Annotated in this window: 20 protein-coding genes; 11 read left to right on the forward strand and 9 right to left on the reverse strand. The window is 70.0% G+C overall.

Annotated features, from left to right (window positions below):
• Positions 1-12: 12 nt before the first annotated feature.
• The 3 genes from ORI60_RS40265 to ORI60_RS40275 all read right to left on the reverse strand — a co-directional run bounded on the left by ORI60_RS40265 (position 13) and on the right by ORI60_RS40275 (position 3,039).
• On the reverse strand, positions 13-981 hold the full coding sequence (locus ORI60_RS40265) for a serine protein kinase RIO (protein WP_416234574.1): 969 nt from the start codon (positions 979-981) through the stop codon (positions 13-15).
• Positions 982-1,189: 208 nt separating this feature from the next.
• Positions 1,190-1,918 carry a peroxide stress protein YaaA gene (yaaA, locus tag ORI60_RS40270; RefSeq protein ID WP_266043261.1) on the reverse strand — a complete coding sequence of 243 codons (729 nt, stop codon included), beginning with the start codon at positions 1,916-1,918 and terminating at the stop codon, positions 1,190-1,192.
• A 365-nt stretch (positions 1,919-2,283) separates the two neighbouring features.
• On the reverse strand, positions 2,284-3,039 hold the full coding sequence (locus tag ORI60_RS40275) for an SAM-dependent methyltransferase (protein ID WP_266043262.1): 756 nt from the start codon (positions 3,037-3,039) through the stop codon (positions 2,284-2,286).
• An 86-nt stretch (positions 3,040-3,125) separates the two neighbouring features.
• Between ORI60_RS40275 and ORI60_RS40280 the strand changes: the two genes are divergently transcribed.
• Together ORI60_RS40280 and ORI60_RS40285 are read left to right on the forward strand one after the other, a co-directional pair.
• On the forward strand, positions 3,126-3,878 hold the full coding sequence (locus tag ORI60_RS40280) for a GNAT family N-acetyltransferase (RefSeq protein WP_266043263.1): 753 nt from the start codon (positions 3,126-3,128) through the stop codon (positions 3,876-3,878).
• Positions 3,778-4,086 carry a GNAT family N-acetyltransferase gene (locus tag ORI60_RS40285; RefSeq protein ID WP_266043358.1) on the forward strand — a complete coding sequence of 103 codons (309 nt, stop codon included), beginning with the start codon at positions 3,778-3,780 and terminating at the stop codon, positions 4,084-4,086. The genes ORI60_RS40280 and ORI60_RS40285 overlap by 101 nt, the downstream gene beginning before the upstream one ends.
• On the opposite strand, the gene ORI60_RS40290 is transcribed toward ORI60_RS40285, so the two are convergent.
• Positions 4,083-4,442: a VOC family protein gene (locus tag ORI60_RS40290; RefSeq protein WP_266043264.1), complete on the reverse strand. Its 360-nt coding sequence runs from the start codon at positions 4,440-4,442 to the stop codon at positions 4,083-4,085. The two genes, ORI60_RS40285 and ORI60_RS40290, sit on opposite strands and share 4 nt — an antisense overlap.
• Positions 4,443-4,577: 135 nt before the next feature.
• Between ORI60_RS40290 and ORI60_RS40295 the strand changes: the two genes are divergently transcribed.
• Positions 4,578-6,320 carry a proline--tRNA ligase gene (locus ORI60_RS40295; RefSeq protein ID WP_266043265.1) on the forward strand — a complete coding sequence of 581 codons (1,743 nt, stop codon included), beginning with the start codon at positions 4,578-4,580 and terminating at the stop codon, positions 6,318-6,320.
• A 332-nt stretch (positions 6,321-6,652) separates the two neighbouring features.
• Here ORI60_RS40295 and ORI60_RS40300 read toward each other — a convergent pair whose 3' ends face one another.
• Entirely contained in the window at positions 6,653-7,633 is a 981-nt protein-coding gene (locus ORI60_RS40300; RefSeq protein WP_266043266.1) for a hypothetical protein, read from the reverse strand.
• Positions 7,634-7,751: 118 nt separating this feature from the next.
• Between ORI60_RS40300 and ORI60_RS40305 the strand changes: the two genes are divergently transcribed.
• Positions 7,752-8,729 (forward strand): ABC transporter permease, encoded by a 978-nt coding sequence (locus ORI60_RS40305; RefSeq protein WP_266043267.1) that lies wholly within the window; start codon positions 7,752-7,754, stop codon positions 8,727-8,729.
• Here ORI60_RS40305 and ORI60_RS40310 read toward each other — a convergent pair.
• Both ORI60_RS40310 and ORI60_RS40315 read right to left on the reverse strand, forming a co-directional pair.
• The gene (locus ORI60_RS40310; protein WP_266043268.1) at positions 8,625-9,032 is read right to left on the reverse strand and encodes a secondary thiamine-phosphate synthase enzyme YjbQ; all 408 of its coding nucleotides are present in this window, start codon (positions 9,030-9,032) and stop codon (positions 8,625-8,627) included. The two genes, ORI60_RS40305 and ORI60_RS40310, sit on opposite strands and share 105 nt — an antisense overlap.
• Positions 9,033-9,036: 4 nt before the next feature.
• A complete protein-coding gene (locus ORI60_RS40315; RefSeq protein ID WP_266043269.1) occupies positions 9,037-9,594 on the reverse strand; it encodes a sugar O-acetyltransferase in 558 nt (185 codons plus the stop codon).
• Between the two features lie 22 nt (positions 9,595-9,616).
• Between ORI60_RS40315 and ORI60_RS40320 the strand changes: the two genes are divergently transcribed.
• The 4 genes from ORI60_RS40320 to ORI60_RS40335 are packed head-to-tail and all read left to right on the forward strand — an operon-like array spanning position 9,617 to position 12,776.
• Entirely contained in the window at positions 9,617-10,570 is a 954-nt protein-coding gene (locus tag ORI60_RS40320) for a glycosyltransferase (RefSeq protein WP_266043270.1), read from the forward strand.
• 11 nt (positions 10,571-10,581) lie between these two features.
• A complete protein-coding gene (locus ORI60_RS40325) occupies positions 10,582-11,046 on the forward strand; it encodes a DUF4442 domain-containing protein (RefSeq protein ID WP_266043271.1) in 465 nt (154 codons plus the stop codon).
• Entirely contained in the window at positions 11,039-11,992 is a 954-nt protein-coding gene (locus ORI60_RS40330) for an aminotransferase class V-fold PLP-dependent enzyme (RefSeq protein ID WP_266043272.1), read from the forward strand. Before ORI60_RS40325 ends, ORI60_RS40330 begins: the two co-directional genes overlap by 8 nt.
• Positions 11,993-12,047: 55 nt before the next feature.
• On the forward strand, positions 12,048-12,776 hold the full coding sequence (locus ORI60_RS40335; RefSeq protein WP_266043273.1) for a hypothetical protein: 729 nt from the start codon (positions 12,048-12,050) through the stop codon (positions 12,774-12,776).
• Positions 12,777-12,778: 2 nt separating this feature from the next.
• Here the strand turns inward: ORI60_RS40335 and ORI60_RS40340 are convergent, their stop codons facing one another.
• Both ORI60_RS40340 and ORI60_RS40345 read right to left on the reverse strand, forming a co-directional pair.
• Entirely contained in the window at positions 12,779-13,207 is a 429-nt protein-coding gene (locus tag ORI60_RS40340; protein ID WP_266043274.1) for a ferritin-like domain-containing protein, read from the reverse strand.
• Complete coding sequence (locus ORI60_RS40345; protein WP_266043275.1) at positions 13,204-13,647, reverse strand: hypothetical protein; 444 nt, start codon at positions 13,645-13,647, stop codon at positions 13,204-13,206. The genes ORI60_RS40340 and ORI60_RS40345 overlap by 4 nt, the downstream gene beginning before the upstream one ends.
• Before the next feature lie 127 nt (positions 13,648-13,774).
• Between ORI60_RS40345 and rimP the strand changes: the two genes are divergently transcribed.
• From rimP to ORI60_RS40360, 3 genes are all read left to right on the forward strand, one after another.
• Positions 13,775-14,299, forward strand: a complete 525-nt coding sequence (gene rimP, locus ORI60_RS40350; protein WP_090009504.1) for a ribosome maturation factor RimP — start codon at positions 13,775-13,777, stop codon at positions 14,297-14,299.
• A complete protein-coding gene (nusA, locus tag ORI60_RS40355) occupies positions 14,296-15,309 on the forward strand; it encodes a transcription termination factor NusA (RefSeq protein WP_266043276.1) in 1,014 nt (337 codons plus the stop codon). The genes rimP and nusA overlap by 4 nt, the downstream gene beginning before the upstream one ends.
• A gap of 75 nt (positions 15,310-15,384) precedes the next feature.
• Positions 15,385-15,675: a YlxR family protein gene (locus ORI60_RS40360; RefSeq protein WP_266043359.1), complete on the forward strand. Its 291-nt coding sequence runs from the start codon at positions 15,385-15,387 to the stop codon at positions 15,673-15,675.
• Positions 15,676-15,704 lie beyond the last annotated feature (29 nt).

Here is a 15,704-nt window from a genome sequence, read left to right on the forward strand (position 1 = left end):
CGACGCCCTGTCTCACCCCATGCCCGCCACGTCCAGCAGCGTCGTCACCAGCGCGGACGGGTCGCCGATCTCCGGCGGCAGTCCGCGCGAGGCGAACCAGCCGCAGATGTTGCGGACGTCCCGGTCGAGGAACTCCACGCCGCGGGGGTTCGCGACGAGGTCGACCACCTGCGGCAGGTCGATCACGACCAGCCTGCCGTCGTGCACCATCAGGTTGTACGCCGAGAGGTCGCCGTGCGTGATGCCCGCCTCGGCGAGCGTCATCAGCGTCGAGACCAGCTGACGCCACAGGTCGAGCAGCTCGTCCTCGTCGGGACGGGTCTGCGCGAGCCGCGGTGCCGCGTTGCCCTCGGCGTCGCCGATGAACTCCAGCAGCAGCTCGGTGCCGCTGCGCTGCACCGGATACGGCACCGGGGCGCCGATCTGCCACAGCCTGGAGAGCGCGGCGAACTCCGCGACCGTCCACTGCTCCGCGATCAGGTTGCGCCCGAACGCGGTGCGGTTCGCGATCGCCCGCGTCTCGCGGGACTTCTTCATGCGACGACCCTCGAGGTACCCCGCGTCGCGGTGGAACATCCGGTGGTCGTTGCTGCGGTAGCGCTTGGCGGCGAGCAGGCACGACCTGTCGCCCATCGCGCGTTCCAGCAGGAAGACGTCCGCCTCCTTACCGGTCTTCACGATGCCCAGCTCGCGGTCGACCGCGGCGAGTTCCGTGATGAGCCAGTCCGGGTGCGGTTTCGGCCCCTGGTCGGCGTCACCCCAGGTGGACCAGCGATCGCCGTCCTCGGGGGTGTCCGCCGAGCTGAGCTGGTCCTCGCGCACTCGTGCGACGCGCAGCTTCTCTTCTTCGGTCATGCGGCCGCGACGCGTGGGTTCCGCGTCGTCGGCCCTGCGGTTGGTGCGCTTTCCCTTGCGCCGCATGGTGTCGTCGGCGCCGTCGAAAGCAGATTCGTAACGTTCGAAAAGATCGTGCTCGCGCACGGTGGGGTCTCCCAAGAGATGAAGGTGACCGCCCTACTGGCGCTCTGCGATCAAACGGTGCTGATCAGGCGCGAAGGGCGGCTGGACGGGTCGCGAGTGCGGTGCCGCGCCCAAAGACAGGCTCTGACATGTCGCACCTCCTCGATCCAGCTCCGTTGTCACGCTTCGGGGAGAAGCTTGCCGCGCGCGTTTCGTGCGCGCAACCGAATTAACCGGTGATCAGGTCCGCAGTCTTCTCGCCGGTCGGCACCATCGTGAGCCCGGCCTTGCGCGCGAGCTTGACCAGGCCTTTCAGGTCCGCGGGCTCCGCGCTGGACTTCGCGATGGCCCGTGCGAGCAGACCCTTGTGCGCCTTGTTGAAGTGGCTGACGACCTTGCCCTCGCTCGTGACCACCCGGACGACGACGGCGTGCGGCATCCGCGCGAGGCTCGAATAGGCGCCGGAACGCAGGTCGACGACGAACTCGTCGGCCTCCTCGAGCACCGGCTCCAGCGCCGGCTTCCACACCGTGCGGAGGCTGCCGTGGGACGGCAGCGTGCTGCCGCCGGACAACCGGTACGCGGGCACCGGGTCACCACCGCGGACCGCGCCGAACAGCGCCGAGGCGACCGCGAGCCGCTCGTAGGCGCGTTCCTTCTCGGCCTTCTTGAGCGACGGGAAGTCCAGGTTGTCGTAGAGCACGCCGGTGTAGCGCAACAGCGCCGGTGTGGTCTCCGACGTGCGCAGCGACGCGTTGCGGTGCACCTCGTCGACCTGGCGTTCGGAGATGTCGAGCGCCTTGAGGCTCGCCGGGACGTCCTTCGCGAGATCGGCCAGCGCGGACACCAGCTTGTCGCGCACCGGGTTGAGCTCGGGGAACGACAGCGCGTCGAGGTCGAGCGGCGCGCCCTCGCCGCCGATCGCCTTGGTCTCCGACGGGGGAAGCAGCACCAGCACGGGTCAAAGGGTAGGGCAGTGGACGGAAACCGCTGGACCTGCGTGGTCTTCGGCGCGACGTGGACGCGCTCGGCCGTCCGCGTCGCTCGCCCATGATGCCTGGCTGCGTCCTGAGGGCGTCGTGGGCGAGCGTTGAGGCGTGCCAGCCGGAGCTGCTGTGCCGGCCGTGCCGCGTGGGCTGCGCGGTGGTTGGGCTGCGCGGTGGTTGGGCTGCGCGGTGGTTGGGCTGCGCGGTGGTTGGGCTGCGCGGTGGTTGGGCTGCGCGGTGGTTGGGCTGCGCGGACCGCGCAAGCCGCGGGTCACGCCGTGCAGGGGTCGCGCGGCGCCTGCGTCGCGGAGCGCCTGCGTCGCCCAGGCCGCGGTCTCTAGGGCGCCAGCAGCGTCAGGTAGGCGAGGCCCATCGTTCCGCGCCATCCCCGCAACCGGTAGTTGCGGGCCTTGTCGGCCTTGGCCCTGATCTCCGCGACGTGCTCGGAGTCCGGGTTGTCGCGCAGCCAGCGTTCCCAGGCGAGGCCGTGGCCGTTCTCGAACACGTCCCACTCGTCGAGGCTCGCCTGTTCCGCGGCTAGCAAGCGGAAGCCGTGGGCTTGCGCCAGGTCCACGAGGTCGGCCAGCGAGCCGTACTGGTCTCGCGGGACCGGCATGACGGCGAGCTGGGCCTCGGTGGGTTCGCGTTCCCAGAAGCCCTCGCCGAGCAGGAGCCGGCCGCGCGGAGCGAGCAGTTTCCTGGCCTCGGTGAGTGCGTTCACCGTGTGCTGCAACGGGTCTCCGCCCCACACGTGGGTCGCGCCGTTGACGATGACCACGTCGGCCGGCCTGGTCGGGCGCCATTCGGCTACGTCGGCCACCTGCAGGCTGACGCGGTCGCTCAGGCCTCGGGCGTCGGCGTTGGCTTGGGCTCGCGCGATGTCCGTGGCGTTCCGGTCCACGCCGGTGCCGCTGGCCGTGGGGGCGGCCTCCAGGGTGCGCAGGAGGAACTCCGCCCAGCCGCAGCCGAGGTCGAGCACGTGGGCGCCGTCCAGCGGCATGAGCGAACGGATGAGGCGGGCCGCTCTTTCCTCGGACAGGGGCCCGTGGAACGTCACGTCCTCGTACAGCGGTGTGATCTCTGGAGATGTCATCGCACGCAGGATGGCGCTGGCGGCACGTCTCGGGCAACGCGTTATTCGGTTGTTGGGTCCGTCTCCTTTCCGTAGCGTCGATCGACGTGGAACTCGTGTGGCGCCCGCTCACGATGGCGGACATCCCGGCGGTGGCCGCGCTCTACAACGCGGCCGAGGCGGTCGACGACACCGGCGAACTGTTGTCCGAAGAGGACTTCGCCCAGTCGTTCGGCGACTCCGACCTGCCCGGTGGTTCGCTGGCGGTGCTCGCGGACGGACGGCTCGTGGCCTACGGGCTGGTCGCGTTGCGCGACAACCCCGTGGGCACGCACCGCGTCCGGCTCGACGGGATGGTGCACCCCGAGCACCGGCGTGCGGGCATCGGGCTGCGGCTCCTGCCCCGCCTCGCGGCACTCGCGCGCGACCTCCACGTCGCACGGCACCCGGCTCTGCCTCTAGCGGTGTGCACGATGGTCGAGAGCCGGTCCGAGGGGCACGTCGCACTGGTCGAGAAGCTCGGCTTCGGCGCCGACCGCCACTTCTACGAGCTGGAGGTGGCACTGGGCGAGTCACTCGCCCAGGTCCCGGTCCCGGCCGGCTACGAGATCGTGCCGTTCTCCGCGGCCCGTGACGAAGAGGTCCGCCTGGTCAGCAACGCGGCGTTCGCGCAGCACTGGGGGGTCGGTCGAACGCAGCCCCGAGGAATGGGCGGCGTCGTTCACCAACAGCTTGCGGTTCGTTCCAGAATCCTCCTTCCTGGCGTTGTCGGAGGACGACGCGGTGGTCGGGTTCGTGCTCGCGCGGCACTACCCGGTCGTCGAGGAGATGACCGGCGTCCGCGAGCTGTGGATCGGTGACGTCGGCACCCTGGAGGAGCACCGCGGGCGCGGTGTGGCCTCCGCCCTGCTGAGCTGGACGCTGGCTCAGGCCAGGGCGAAGGGCTACCACCGAGCGGGGCTCTCCGTGGACTCGGCCAACTCGACCCGTGCGCTCGGCGTGTACGAGCGCGCCGGGTTCGAGGTGGCGCGGACCTGGATCGACTACGGGCGGGCGGAAGAGCTCTAGAGCTCCTCGCCCGACTGGCCGACGCAGAACTGGTTGCCGTCCGGGTCGGCGAGCACCGACCACACGAGGCCGGGAACGCTGTGCACCGCGACCTCCGCGGCGCCGAGCTCGACCAGGCGGGCGACCTCCGCCAGGCGGTCCGGCACGTGCGAGTCGAAGTGGAGTCTGTTCTTGCCCGGCGTCGCGTCCGGCACCTGCTGGAAGGCGAGCGCCGGACCGGACTCGGTCGACGGAGCGAGCACGATGAACTCACCCCAGTCGTTCTGGATCGTGGTGCCCAGGGCAGCCGTCCAGAACTCCGCGAGCTTGCGCGCGTCGCCCGTGTCGATGGTGATCATGTCAATGGTCAGCGGCATGGGACGGACGCTACTCAGGGGGTCTGACAATTGCGGTCACCGCAGGTCAGGGCCGGACCGGAGCACCGCGCGCGATTTCGGGGAACGTCCAACCAGTACGCTGCTACAACTGCCCGTGAACGAGGAGCACCCACCGTGATCACCAGGATGTCGTCGCTGTTCCTGCGCACCCTTCGCGAGGATCCGGCGGACGCCGAAGTGCCCAGCCACAAGCTGCTGGTGCGCGCCGGCTACGTCCGCCGCGTCGCGCCGGGCGGGTACACCTGGCTGCCGCTGGGCCTCAAGGTCCTGCGCAACATCGAGGCCGTCGTCCGCGAGGAGATGGACGCCTTCGGCGCGCAGGAGATCCAGTTCCCCGCGCTGCTGCCCAAGGAGCCCTACGAGGCGACGAACCGGTGGGAGGAGTACGGCCCCAACCTGTTCCGCCTCAAGGACCGCAAGGGTGCCGACTACCTGCTCGGCCCCACGCACGAGGAGATGTTCACCCTCACCGTGAAGGGTGAGTACAGCTCCTACAAGGACTACCCGGTCACGCTGTACCAGATCCAGACCAAGTACCGCGACGAGGCGCGTCCCCGCGCGGGCATCCTGCGCGGCCGCGAGTTCCTGATGAAGGACTCGTACTCGTTCGACCTCACCGACGAGGGCCTGAGCGAGTCGTACAAGAACCACCGCGACGCCTACATCCGCATCTTCGACCGGCTCGGCCTGGAGTACGTGATCGTCTCCGCCACGTCCGGCGCGATGGGCGGCTCGGCGTCCGAGGAGTTCCTCGCCGTCGCCGAGACGGGCGAGGACACGTTCGTGCGCAGCACCGAGTCGGGTTACGCGGCGAACGTCGAGGCCGTCGCCACGCCCGCGCCCGCCGAGCAGCCGATCGACGACAAGCCCGCCGCGCAGGTGCACCACACGCCGAACACCCCCACCATCGAGACGCTGGTGGACTTCCTCAACGCCAACACCGACCGCAAGTTCACCGCGGCCGACACGTTGAAGAACGTCCTCGTGAAGGTCAAGCAGCCCGGCAAGGACTGGGAGCTGCTCGCGGTGGCCGTCCCCGGCGACCGCGAGGTGGACTTCAAGCGCCTCGAAGCGGCCGTGGAACCCGCCGAGGTCGCGATGGTCGACGAGGCCGACTTCGCCAAGAACTCGTTCCTGGTCAAGGGGTACATCGGTCCGGGGGCCATCCAGTCCAACGGCATCCGCTTCCTCGCCGACCCCCGCGTCGTCAAGGGGACCGCGTGGGTCACCGGCGCCGACAAGGCCGACCACCACGTCGTCGACCTGGTGGTGGGCCGCGACTTCACGCCCGACGGCGTCATCGACGTCGCCGAGGTCCGCGAGGGCGACGCCTCCCCGGACGGCAAGGGCGTGCTGGTCGCCGCGCGCGGCATCGAGATCGGCCACATCTTCCAGCTCGGCCGCAAGTACGCCGACGCGTTCTCGCTCGACGCCCTCGGCCCGGACTCCAAGCCCGTCCGCATCACCATGGGCTCGTACGGCGTCGGCGTCTCGCGTCTCGTCGCGGCCATCGCGGAGCAGTCGCACGACGACCGCGGCCTGATCTGGCCCCGCAACGTCGCGCCCGCCGACGTCCACGTCGTGGTCGCCGGCAAGGACGAGACGCTGATGAGCGCCGGTGAGGACTTCGCGAAGCAGCTCAGCGCCAAGGGCCTCAAGGTGCTGCTGGACGACCGCAAGGCGAGCCCCGGCGTGAAGTTCGCGGACGCCGAGCTCGTCGGCATCCCGACGATCCTGGTGGTCGGCCGCGGCCTGAAGGACGGCACGGTCGAGGTCAAGGACCGCCGCTCCGGCGAGCGCGTCGAGGTGCCGGTCGCCGAGGCCGTCGAGCACCTGGTGCAGGTCGTCACCAGCTGAAGCAGGAACTGAACGCCGGGCACCGCGCTGGAAGTGGGCGCGGGGCCCGGCGTTCGGCGTTGTGCGGAAAGAGCGCCGAGTTGTGTCCGCGTTCGGCAAGGCCGAACGCCTGCTGAGCCTCGCGCGAGGAACCCGCGGGGATCCGGCCAGGCCTCGTGAAGTTGGTGTCGCGGAGCGGGAGTGGTCCGCGGACGTCATCCCGTGCGGGCACTGGTGAAGTGCCAGGAACGTCTGCGCGACGCGATCACGTTGTCGCGGCAGCTGTCATGTCGAACAGCGGCGAGCGGCGGAGTGCCCGCCGCCGTCCACATCGGACGGCGGCGCGGCAGGTCCTACGAGGTCGGCACCAGCGAGTCGACCATCTTCTGCAGGTCGGACTCCTTGGGCAGCGGCGGGGTGGCGCCGCCACCGCCACCCTCCAGGTCGCCGTTCACGGCCAGCACGTGCAGCTTGTTGGTGCCGTTGAGGACCACGACCTTCACCATGCCCTTGCTCGCCAGGCACTTGTTGCCGGTCTGCGTGACGGTGGCGTCGACCTGCACACCCTCGATGGTGACCTTCTTGCCGTCCTTCTGGGTGTGCTGGATCTTCACCGGCTTCGGCGTCGTCGTCGTGACCTTCGGGTCGCCGCCCGACGAGTAGTACTGCGTGGCGAGGGCCTTGGTGAACTCGGTGGCCGTGGTGTTGATGTCGCTCTTCGGGAGCAGCGTGCCGCCGTTGGTGCCCTTGGTGAACGACTTGCCCTCGCAGGTGTAGTCGCCGTAGGTGGTGACGCCGGACAGCGAGATGCCCGCGAAGCCCTCCACCGGGATCTTGGCGTCGGCGATGATGTCCCAGTTCTTCGGGACCTCGTAGTTGAAGCCGAGCGCCGTCTCGACGCACTGCCGGGCCTCGTCCTTCGGGCAGGCGGCGTCGGTCGGCTGCGCGGAGGTGCTGGGCGACGGGGACGGGTCGGTCGTCGCCGTCGTGCTGTCCTGGCGCGAGAGCAGGAACCAGGTGAGGCCGCCGCCGACGAGCAGCACCAGGACCACGGTGCCGAGCACCAGCCAGAGCGTCTTCTTGCCCTTCTTCGGCGGCTCGTCGTCGAAGCCGCCGTACACGCCCAGGCCGCCGTACCCGCCGTAACCCTGCTGCGGGAACTGGCCCTGGTCCCCGAATCCGCCCTGCTGGGGGAAACCGCCGGTCTGCGGGTACCCGCCGGTCTGGTAGCCGCCCGTCTGGTACCCACCGCTCTGGTGGTCACCCTGTTGCTGCTGGCCCCAGCCCTGCTGGTCGTTCCAGCCGCCCTGTCCGCCGCCACCTGGGTAAGTCACGGGGAAACGGTACCTGGTGGGTCTGACAGCGACTTAATTCATCGCGCGTTGACTTCTGTGACGACCGGGGCGTAGCGTGCCCACTAAATTCAACGCTTGATGAACTAAGGGGTCGACGATGCGCACCGTGCTGATCACCGCCGTCGCAGGTGCTGGGGTGGCGTTCCTGCTGGGGCTGCTGACGTTCGGCGTGCAGGCCACAGTGCACCCGCACGACGTCCCGCTCGCCGTGGTGGCGCCTCCGCCGATGGCGGAACGCGTCGCGAGAGCCGACTCGGCCGAGATCGACATCAGGGTCGTGTCCGCGGACGAGGCCCGGAACCTCCTGCGGGACAAGGAGGTCTACGGGGTGCTGGAGATCGCGCCCGGCCAGGCGACGATCCGGCTGAACCCGGCGGTCAACCCGTCCGGCACGCAGGTCGCCCAGCAGGTGCTGACCGGCGTCGCGCAGGGCGCCGGACTGCCGGTCGAGGTCGAGGCCGTCACGCCGACCGCCGCCGAACGCACCGCGCCGCTCGCCGCGTCCGCGCTGCTGTGGGTCGGCGGGATGATCGCCGGGCTGCTGTTCGTGGTCCTGAAGGGCGGGAGGCTGAGGTGGCTGTCGGCGGTGACCGCAGCCGTCCTCGTCACCGGTTCGACCGCGGGGCTGCTGGCGTGGTGGGGCGTCACGTTCAGCGCGCAGGCGCTCGCGTTCCTGCTCGCCGTCGCGGTGTCGTTCGCGCTGCTGCAGGCCGGACTGTTCAAGCACCTCGGCGTCCGCGCGATGGGCGTCCTCGGCGTCCTCTACCTGATGGCGCCGGCGGTCGCGGGCCAGGTGCCCGAGCTGCTCAACCCCGTCTACAGGGCGGTCCTGTGGTCGTGGACGCCGTTCCGGTTCTCGGCGGAAGGCCTGCGCAGCCTCATGTACGGCGGCTCCGTCGGCACCGAGTGGTGGGTGTTCGGCGGGGTCGCGCTCATCGGGCTCGTGTTGCTGGCCGTGAAGAAGGCCGGGCTAGCCGGCGAGAAAGCTCAGGCGGACCGTGCGGACGGGATTGTCGACGTTGGTGTCCACCAGGCAGATGGACTGCCAGGTGCCGAGCGTCAGCACACCGCCTAGAACGGGGATCGTCGCGTAGGGCGGCACCAGAGCGGGCATCACGTGGTCACGGCCGTGGCCGGGGGTGCCGTGCCGGTGCCGCCACTTCACGTCACGGGGCAGGATGCGCTCCAGCGCGGTCAGCAGGTCGTCGTCGCTGCCCGCGCCCGTCTCGATGATGGCGATGCCCGCCGTCGCGTGGGGCACCCACACGTGCAGCAGGCCGTCGCCGCTCTCGCTGTCGAGGAATCGCTGGCACTCCCGCGTCAGGTCGTGGACGACCTCGTCGGCACCGGTGCGGATCTGGATCTCCTCGCTGCGCATGACCTCAGATCTTACGAACCACCCGTGCGGGGTTGCCGACCGCAAGCACGTGAGCAGGCAAATCGCGCGTCACGACACTGCCCGCGCCGACCACCGTGTTGTTGCCGATGGTGACACCGGGGCACACGATCACACCGCCGCCGAACCACACCCTGTCCCCGATGACGATCGGCGCGGTCGTCTCCCAGCCCTCGATGCGCGCGTCGTGGTCCTCGACGGGGTGCAACGCCGTCAGCAGCTGCACGCGCGGGCCCATCATCACGTGGTCGCCGATGGTCACCGGGCCGCAGTCGAGGATGATCCCGTCGTAGTTCATGAACGTGTTCGCGCCGATGCGGGTGTTGTAGCCGTACTCGATCTGCAGGCGCGGGAGGAACGTCGAGTTCTCGCCGATCTCCGCCACGAACCCCTTGAGGATGCTGTACATCCCGCCGAGGTCCTCGGGGTCGTGCGCGTTGAACCGGGCCATCTCGCGCCATCCGCGGCGCCGGTCCGCGTCCAGTTCGGGGTCCGCCGGGAGATAGGGCTCGCCGTTGATCATCTTCTCGCGGTTGGTTCCCATGAGGACTCAGTATCGTCACGGCATGCGCGTGCTCTTCGCCAGCATGGCCACCCCGGGCCACACGTACCCGTTGATCCCGCTGGCGCAGGCCCTGCGCAAAGCCGGGCACGAGGTGCACTACGCGGTCGGCGAGGAGATGCACCCGGTGCTCGGCAAGCTCGGCTTGCGGCCGTTCCGGCCGGGGCTGGTGTTCGGCGAGATCTACGCCGAGGACATCGCGCAGGAGCTGGAGCGGTTGCTGCCCGATCTCGTGATCGGCGGGTGGGCGGTGCCCGAGGTCGTCTCCGAGGCCCGGCGCCGCGGGTTTCCCGCGCTGTGGCACGGGTTCGGGCGGATGTTCCCGGACGGGATCGGCCTCGTGCGGCCCACCGGCGGCCGGCACCTCGACATCTGCCCGCCCTCGTTGCAGGACGCGGACTTCTTGACCGAGGAGCGGATCCCGTTGCGGCCGGTGCCGTTCTCGCCGCCCGGTGACGTGCCGGTGCGCACCGCCGGGAAGCTGGTCTACCTCACGCTCGGCACCGCGTTCGGCACGCGGGAACTGCTCGCCGAGGCCGTCGTGGGGCTCGGCAAGATCCGCGAGGCGCAGGTGGTCGTGGCCGCCCCGCACGTCTCGCTCGACCGCCTGCCGCCGAACGTGACGGTCCACCCGTGGTTGCCGCAGGCCGAGGTGCTCCGGTACGCGGACGTCGCCGTGCACCACGGAGGCAGCGGCACGATGCTGGGCGCGCTCGCCGCCGGCGTGCCCCAGGTCGTACTGCCGCAGGGAGCCGACCAGTTCGGCAACGCGGACGCGCTCGTCGCGGCCGGTGCGGCGCTGCGGCCGGGCGCGTTCAGCGCCGGGCCGATCGCGGACTGCGTGCGGCGGCTGTTCGCTGACTCGTCCTACCGGGAAGCCGCTGGTCAGATAGCTCGGGAGATACGTCACACGCCCTCGCCGGAGGAAGTTGCGGACAGTCTGGCGGACGTTGTGTAACACTGTTTTTTATGAAGGCAAGCCGCCTGCGCTTCGGGATGAACCTGTGGCCGCCGTTCCTGTTCGCCGGCATCCGCGTCGTGGAGATCTCGCCGGACTACCGGTACGCGCGGGTGCGGATGCGCCTGCGCCCGTGGAACCGCAACTTCTTCGGCACCCACTTCGGCGGATCGCTCTTCGCGATGACCGACCCGTTCTGGGTGTTGCTGCTGTTCAACCAGCTCAAGGGCGAGCACGTCGTGTGGGACCGGGCCGGTGAGATCGAGTTCGTCGCGCCCGGCCGCGGCACCGTGCACGCCGAGTTCCGGCTGACCGACGAGCACGTCGCCGAGGTCCTGGACCGGACCAGGGACGGCGACAAGGCGCTGATCTGGTTCGAGACGGACGTCGTCGGGCAGGATGGGGCCGTGATCGCACGGGTGAAGAAGCAGGTCTACGCGCGCCGCAAGCGCGACAAGCAGCTCGCACATGCGTGAGGCCTTCGGAGCGGTCTTCGACGTCGAGCCCGGTTACCTGAACACGGCGTCCATCGGCGTGCCGCCCCGGCACGTCGCCGACGCGGTGGCGGCCTCCCATGAACGGTGGCGGCGCGGCCAGGACACGTCGTCCACGTTCAACGAGGTCGTCGAGACCTCGCGAGCGGCGTTCGGGCAGCTGGTCGGGGTGCCCGCGGAGTCGGTCGCCTGCGGCGCGACGGTGTCGCAGTTCGTGTCCCTCGTCGCGCAGTCCCTGCCGGCCGGCTCGAAGGTCTTCGGCGACCCCGGCGAGTTCACCAGCGTCACGCTGCCGTTCGTCGCGGCCGGTCACGAGATCGTGTCCACGGTGGAGGAAGCCGATCTCGTCGCCGTGAGCGTGGTCCAGTCGGCCGACGGGAAGATCGCGGACCTCGATGCCTTGCGCGCCTCGGGCAAACCCGTGCTGCTCGACGTGTCGCAGGCCGCCGGCTGGCGTCCGTTGTCGTTGGAGTGGGCCGATTTCGTCGTCGGCGTGGCCTACAAGTGGCTGATGGCACCGCGCGGCGCGGCCTGGATGGCGGTGCGTCCCGACCGGATGGCGTCTCTCAAGCCGTTGGCGGCCAACTGGTACAGCACCGGCGAGAACTACGGCACCGAGCTCGTGCTCCGTTCGGACGCACGGCGGTTCGACCTCTCGCCGACGTGGTTCTCGCACGTCGGTGCGGCGGTTGCGCTGCCGTGGGTGGCTTCTCTTGACCTCGAAGCCGTGCGCGCGCACTGCGTGAGCCTGACGGACCGCCTTCTGACCGGTCTGGGGCTGCCGCCCAACGGCTCGGCGATCGTCTCAGTCGGCCGTCCACCCGTTCAGGGGGTCGTGTCCTCGGTTCGTGCAGGTCGCACGCGGTATGCGTGTCACCTGTACAACACGATCGAGGACGTTGACCGGGTGCTCGAAGCGCTCGCGTGACTGCCGTCCGTTACCGTGGGTCCTTGTGTCGGAACCACGCCAGTCACCTGAAGAGGTGACCCAGAACCTGCCTCGCTTCCCACCGAGGCCCACCGACACCGCGCCGTTGTACCCGGCCGACGAGCTCGTGAAGCTGCAGTCGATCATGGACAACCGCCAGGGGCAGCTGCCCCCGCCGCCGCCTCCGCCCCAGCGCAAGTCGACGTGGGTGGGCAAGGCGCTGGCGCTCGTCGGCGTCGCGGTGGTGTCGGGGTTCGTGTGGTGGGTGTTGCAGCCGTCGGACCCGGTCGACCAGCCGGTCGCCAAACCGCAGAAGACCGCGGGGGAGTACGAGTTCACCACCGTGCCGGAGCTGCCGGAACCGGTGAAGGACAGCGACTGCGCCGCCCACTCGACGAGCCAGACGCAGGCGTTCTTCAAGACCACGCCGTGCCTGCAGCTGACGCGGGCCTTCTACACGGCCAAGCTGCCCGACGGGCGCACCGTGTACTCGTCGGTGTCGGTCGTGAAGATGAAGACGGCCGACGAGGCGCGGCAGCTGCGGGAGCTCACCCAGAAGGACGGCACCGGCAACGTCAAGGACCTGGTGCTCGACAAGGCCATCAGCGTGCCGCCGCTGACCACGCTGGCCAACGGCGGGTACGCCTCCGAGCAACGCGACCAGCTGGTCGTGATCGTCGAGTCCGACTCGCCGACCAGGGGAGCCGACGCGCTCGCGCACAACAAGGACATGAAGAAGGTCTCCAACGACGCGATCAGACTCGCGTCGTCGTTCGGCGGCTAGCGTCAGCCCGAGGCGACACCCGGCATCGTGATCGATGCCGGGGTGGACCCCGCGGCCTTGCGCCAGCGCGTCGCCCGCACCGCCGCCGTCGTCAGCGCCTCCAGCGCCGACGTCCGCAGACCGGAATCGTCTGTCCGCTCCAGCACACCGCGCCACGCGGCGCAGGTGTCCTGCTCGACCGCCACGAGCGCGGCCAGCGCGGAGGGCCCGTCCGACACCGGTGAGGGCGGCAGGTAGGCCGCCGCGGGCGGGTTCGGGGTCGCGCCGTGGTCACGCAGCCACCGCTCGGTCGTGTCCCGGCGCGCGCGGTGCAGGTTCGAGCCCTCCGCGACGGCGGCCGCCTGGTCGCTCAGGAACGCCGACACCATGCCGTAGGTCCACAACGCCGCGTGCTCGGTCCCGAGCGCGGTCTGCACCGCCTCCACGCTCATGCGAGCACCTCCCGCAGCGACGCGCAGCCGGCGGCCACCGAGCCGACGAGACCGGCGCGGTAGGAGGGCAGCGAGGCGACGGTGGCCGAGGCCTCGCGGACGGCCTCGTCGAGCGCGGTGCGCAACGCGGCCAGCGGGTCCGGCGGCGTGGGCGGCGCGGTGGGGGCGGGCGGCGCGGTGGACGACAGCGGCGGGCGCTCGCGGTCGACCTCGGCCTGCAGCAGCGAGGCGTGCGTCTCACGGGCCTTGGCGATCTCCGCGGCCGCGGGCACCGTCGTCAGCGACTGGGCCAGCTTGGCGTCCGCGCGGGCCTGCGCCGCGAGGGCCGAGAGCGGGTCCGGCGGCGGTGGCGGCGGCGGTTCTGCGGTGCACGCGACGGCGAGCGGCGCGGCGGCCACCGCGAACAGCACCCGGCGGCGGCTGACCGTTTCGGAGATCACGCGACCCATGTTGCCAGCAGCCGTGCGGCGCGGTGGGAGCCGGGCGAACGAGATAGTCTGGTCGTCCACGGCCGCCGAAACACCGTCGGCCGGGGTTTTCATGCGTTCGAACTGAAGGAGACACCACGTGTCCAGCCCGCCGCGCGGAGAGCTTTCCGCGCAGCTAGCACCCGTTGTGCGGGAAGCTCTCGAAGCCGCGGGCTTCGACCTCGACGCGCTCGACGTGAATCAGGCTGGGCGCCGCCGTCTGGTCAAGGTGGTCGTGGACGGCGAAGACGGAATCGGGCTCGACGAGGTCGCCGAGGCGAGCCGTGTGGTCTCCGCCGCACTCGACGAGCACGACCACATCATCAACGGGCCGTACACCCTCGAGGTCACCTCGCCGGGTGTCGACCGGCCCCTGACGCGCCCGCGCCACTGGAAGCGCGCTCACCTGCGTCTCGTGAAGATCAAGCAGCCCGATCAGCCCGAGTGGTTCGGCCGGGTCGGCGAGTGCGACGAGACCGGGGTCGAGCTGCTGCACAAGGACGAGCTGCGACGCGTGGAGTACCGACACATCGAACGCGCGGTCATGGAGATCGAGTTCAAGCAGCCGCCGGTCGAGGAACTGGCTCGGCTCACTCGGAAAGCACCGAAGGAGGAGCCGAGGTGAACGTCGACATCGCCGCCCTGAGGGCGATCGAACGTGAAAAGGACATCCCCTTCGAGACGGTCCTGGAGGCGATCGAGTCAGCACTGCTGACCGCCTACAAGCACACCGAAGGGCATGCCACGCATTCGAAGGTGGAGATCGACCGCAAGACCGGTGTCGTGCGCGTGATCGCGCAGGACCTGGCGCCGGACGGTGCGGTTCGGGAGGAGTGGGACGACACTCCGGAAGGCTTCGGCCGCATCGCGGCCACGACGGCGCGCCAGGTCATCCTGCAGCGCCTGCGCGACGCCGAGCACGAGCGCACGTTCGGTGAGTTCGCCGCCAAGGAGGGCGAGATCATCGCGGGTGTCGTCCAGCGCGACGCCCGCGCGAACGCCCGCGGCATGGTCGTCGTGCAGGTCGGCGACACCGAGGGTGTGCTCCCGCCGGCCGAGCAGGTGCCGGGCGAGCAGTACAACCACGGCGAGCGCATCAAGTGCTACGTCGTGAGCGTGTCGCGCGGTGCCCGTGGGCCGCAGATCGCTCTCTCGCGCACCCACCCGAACCTCGTGCGGCGGCTGTTCGCCCTCGAGGTCCCGGAGATCGCGGACGGCACCGTGGAGATCCCCGCGGTGGCACGTGAGGCAGGTCACCGTTCGAAGATCGCGGTGAAATCAACCGTTGCCGGAGTGAACGCCAAGGGCGCTTGCATTGGCCCCATGGGTGCCCGTGTGCGCAACGTCATGCACGAGCTCGGTGGCGAGAAGATCGACATCATCGACCACTCGGACGACCCGGCCACGTTCGTCGGGAATGCCTTGTCCCCGGCCAAGGTTGTGTCCGTGCGGGTGCTCGACGAGCGTGCCAAGACGGCGCGTGTCGTGGTGCCGGACTTCCAGCTCTCGCTGGCGATCGGCAAGGAGGGCCAGAACGCCCGCTTGGCCGCCCGCCTGACCGGCTGGCGCATCGACATCCGCAGTGACGCGGAGGCTCCGGCCGCCGGTGCGGTCACATCCGGTTCGGCTGAATGAGCTCCAGGGGATAGAATTATCAACGGTTCAACGTCGGGAGCGGTTTCCCAGCACATCGGCCCTGTTCGTACGTGTATCGGATGCCGCACACGGACGTTGCCCTCTGAGCTGCTGCGAGTGGTCGCGGTGGACGGTTCGGTGGTTCCGGACGTCCATCGGCGGCTTCCGGGTCGGGGTGCTTGGTTGCATTTCGATCTCGAATGTCTCCGCAACGCCGAGCGGCGACGGGCGTTCTCGCGGGCCCTACGGGTCCAGGGAGCACTCGACGTCGCTTCGCTGCGCGAGCACTTCGAGCGGCAAGGGAAACAGGTCTCGGGACAGCCCCGCGGCCAGCAGGAAACAAGGAAGCAGGTCGACCCGTCATGAGTCAGCCGTGAAGCTGAAGACATGAACGC

The organism is Lentzea sp. NEAU-D7 (assembly GCF_026242055.1).
GTDB lineage: Bacteria > Actinomycetota > Actinomycetes > Mycobacteriales > Pseudonocardiaceae > Lentzea.

Excerpts from the sequence above, each read along its gene's own strand:
- ORI60_RS40320 (WP_266043270.1), top strand. The coding sequence starts at position 9,617 with ATGCGCGTGCTCTTCGCCAGCATGGCCACCCCGGGCCACACGTACCCG.
- ORI60_RS40330 (WP_266043272.1), top strand. The coding sequence starts at position 11,039 with ATGCGTGAGGCCTTCGGAGCGGTCTTCGACGTCGAGCCCGGTTACCTG.
- ORI60_RS40310 (WP_266043268.1), bottom strand. The coding sequence starts at position 9,032 with ATGCGCAGCGAGGAGATCCAGATCCGCACCGGTGCCGACGAGGTCGTC.
- ORI60_RS40325 (WP_266043271.1), top strand. The coding sequence starts at position 10,582 with ATGAAGGCAAGCCGCCTGCGCTTCGGGATGAACCTGTGGCCGCCGTTC.
- ORI60_RS40315 (WP_266043269.1), bottom strand. The coding sequence starts at position 9,594 with ATGGGAACCAACCGCGAGAAGATGATCAACGGCGAGCCCTATCTCCCG.
- ORI60_RS40340 (WP_266043274.1), bottom strand. The coding sequence starts at position 13,207 with ATGAGCGTGGAGGCGGTGCAGACCGCGCTCGGGACCGAGCACGCGGCG.
- ORI60_RS40305 (WP_266043267.1), top strand. The coding sequence starts at position 7,752 with ATGCGCACCGTGCTGATCACCGCCGTCGCAGGTGCTGGGGTGGCGTTC.
- ORI60_RS40275 (WP_266043262.1), bottom strand. The coding sequence starts at position 3,039 with ATGACATCTCCAGAGATCACACCGCTGTACGAGGACGTGACGTTCCAC.
- ORI60_RS40290 (WP_266043264.1), bottom strand. The coding sequence starts at position 4,442 with ATGCCGCTGACCATTGACATGATCACCATCGACACGGGCGACGCGCGC.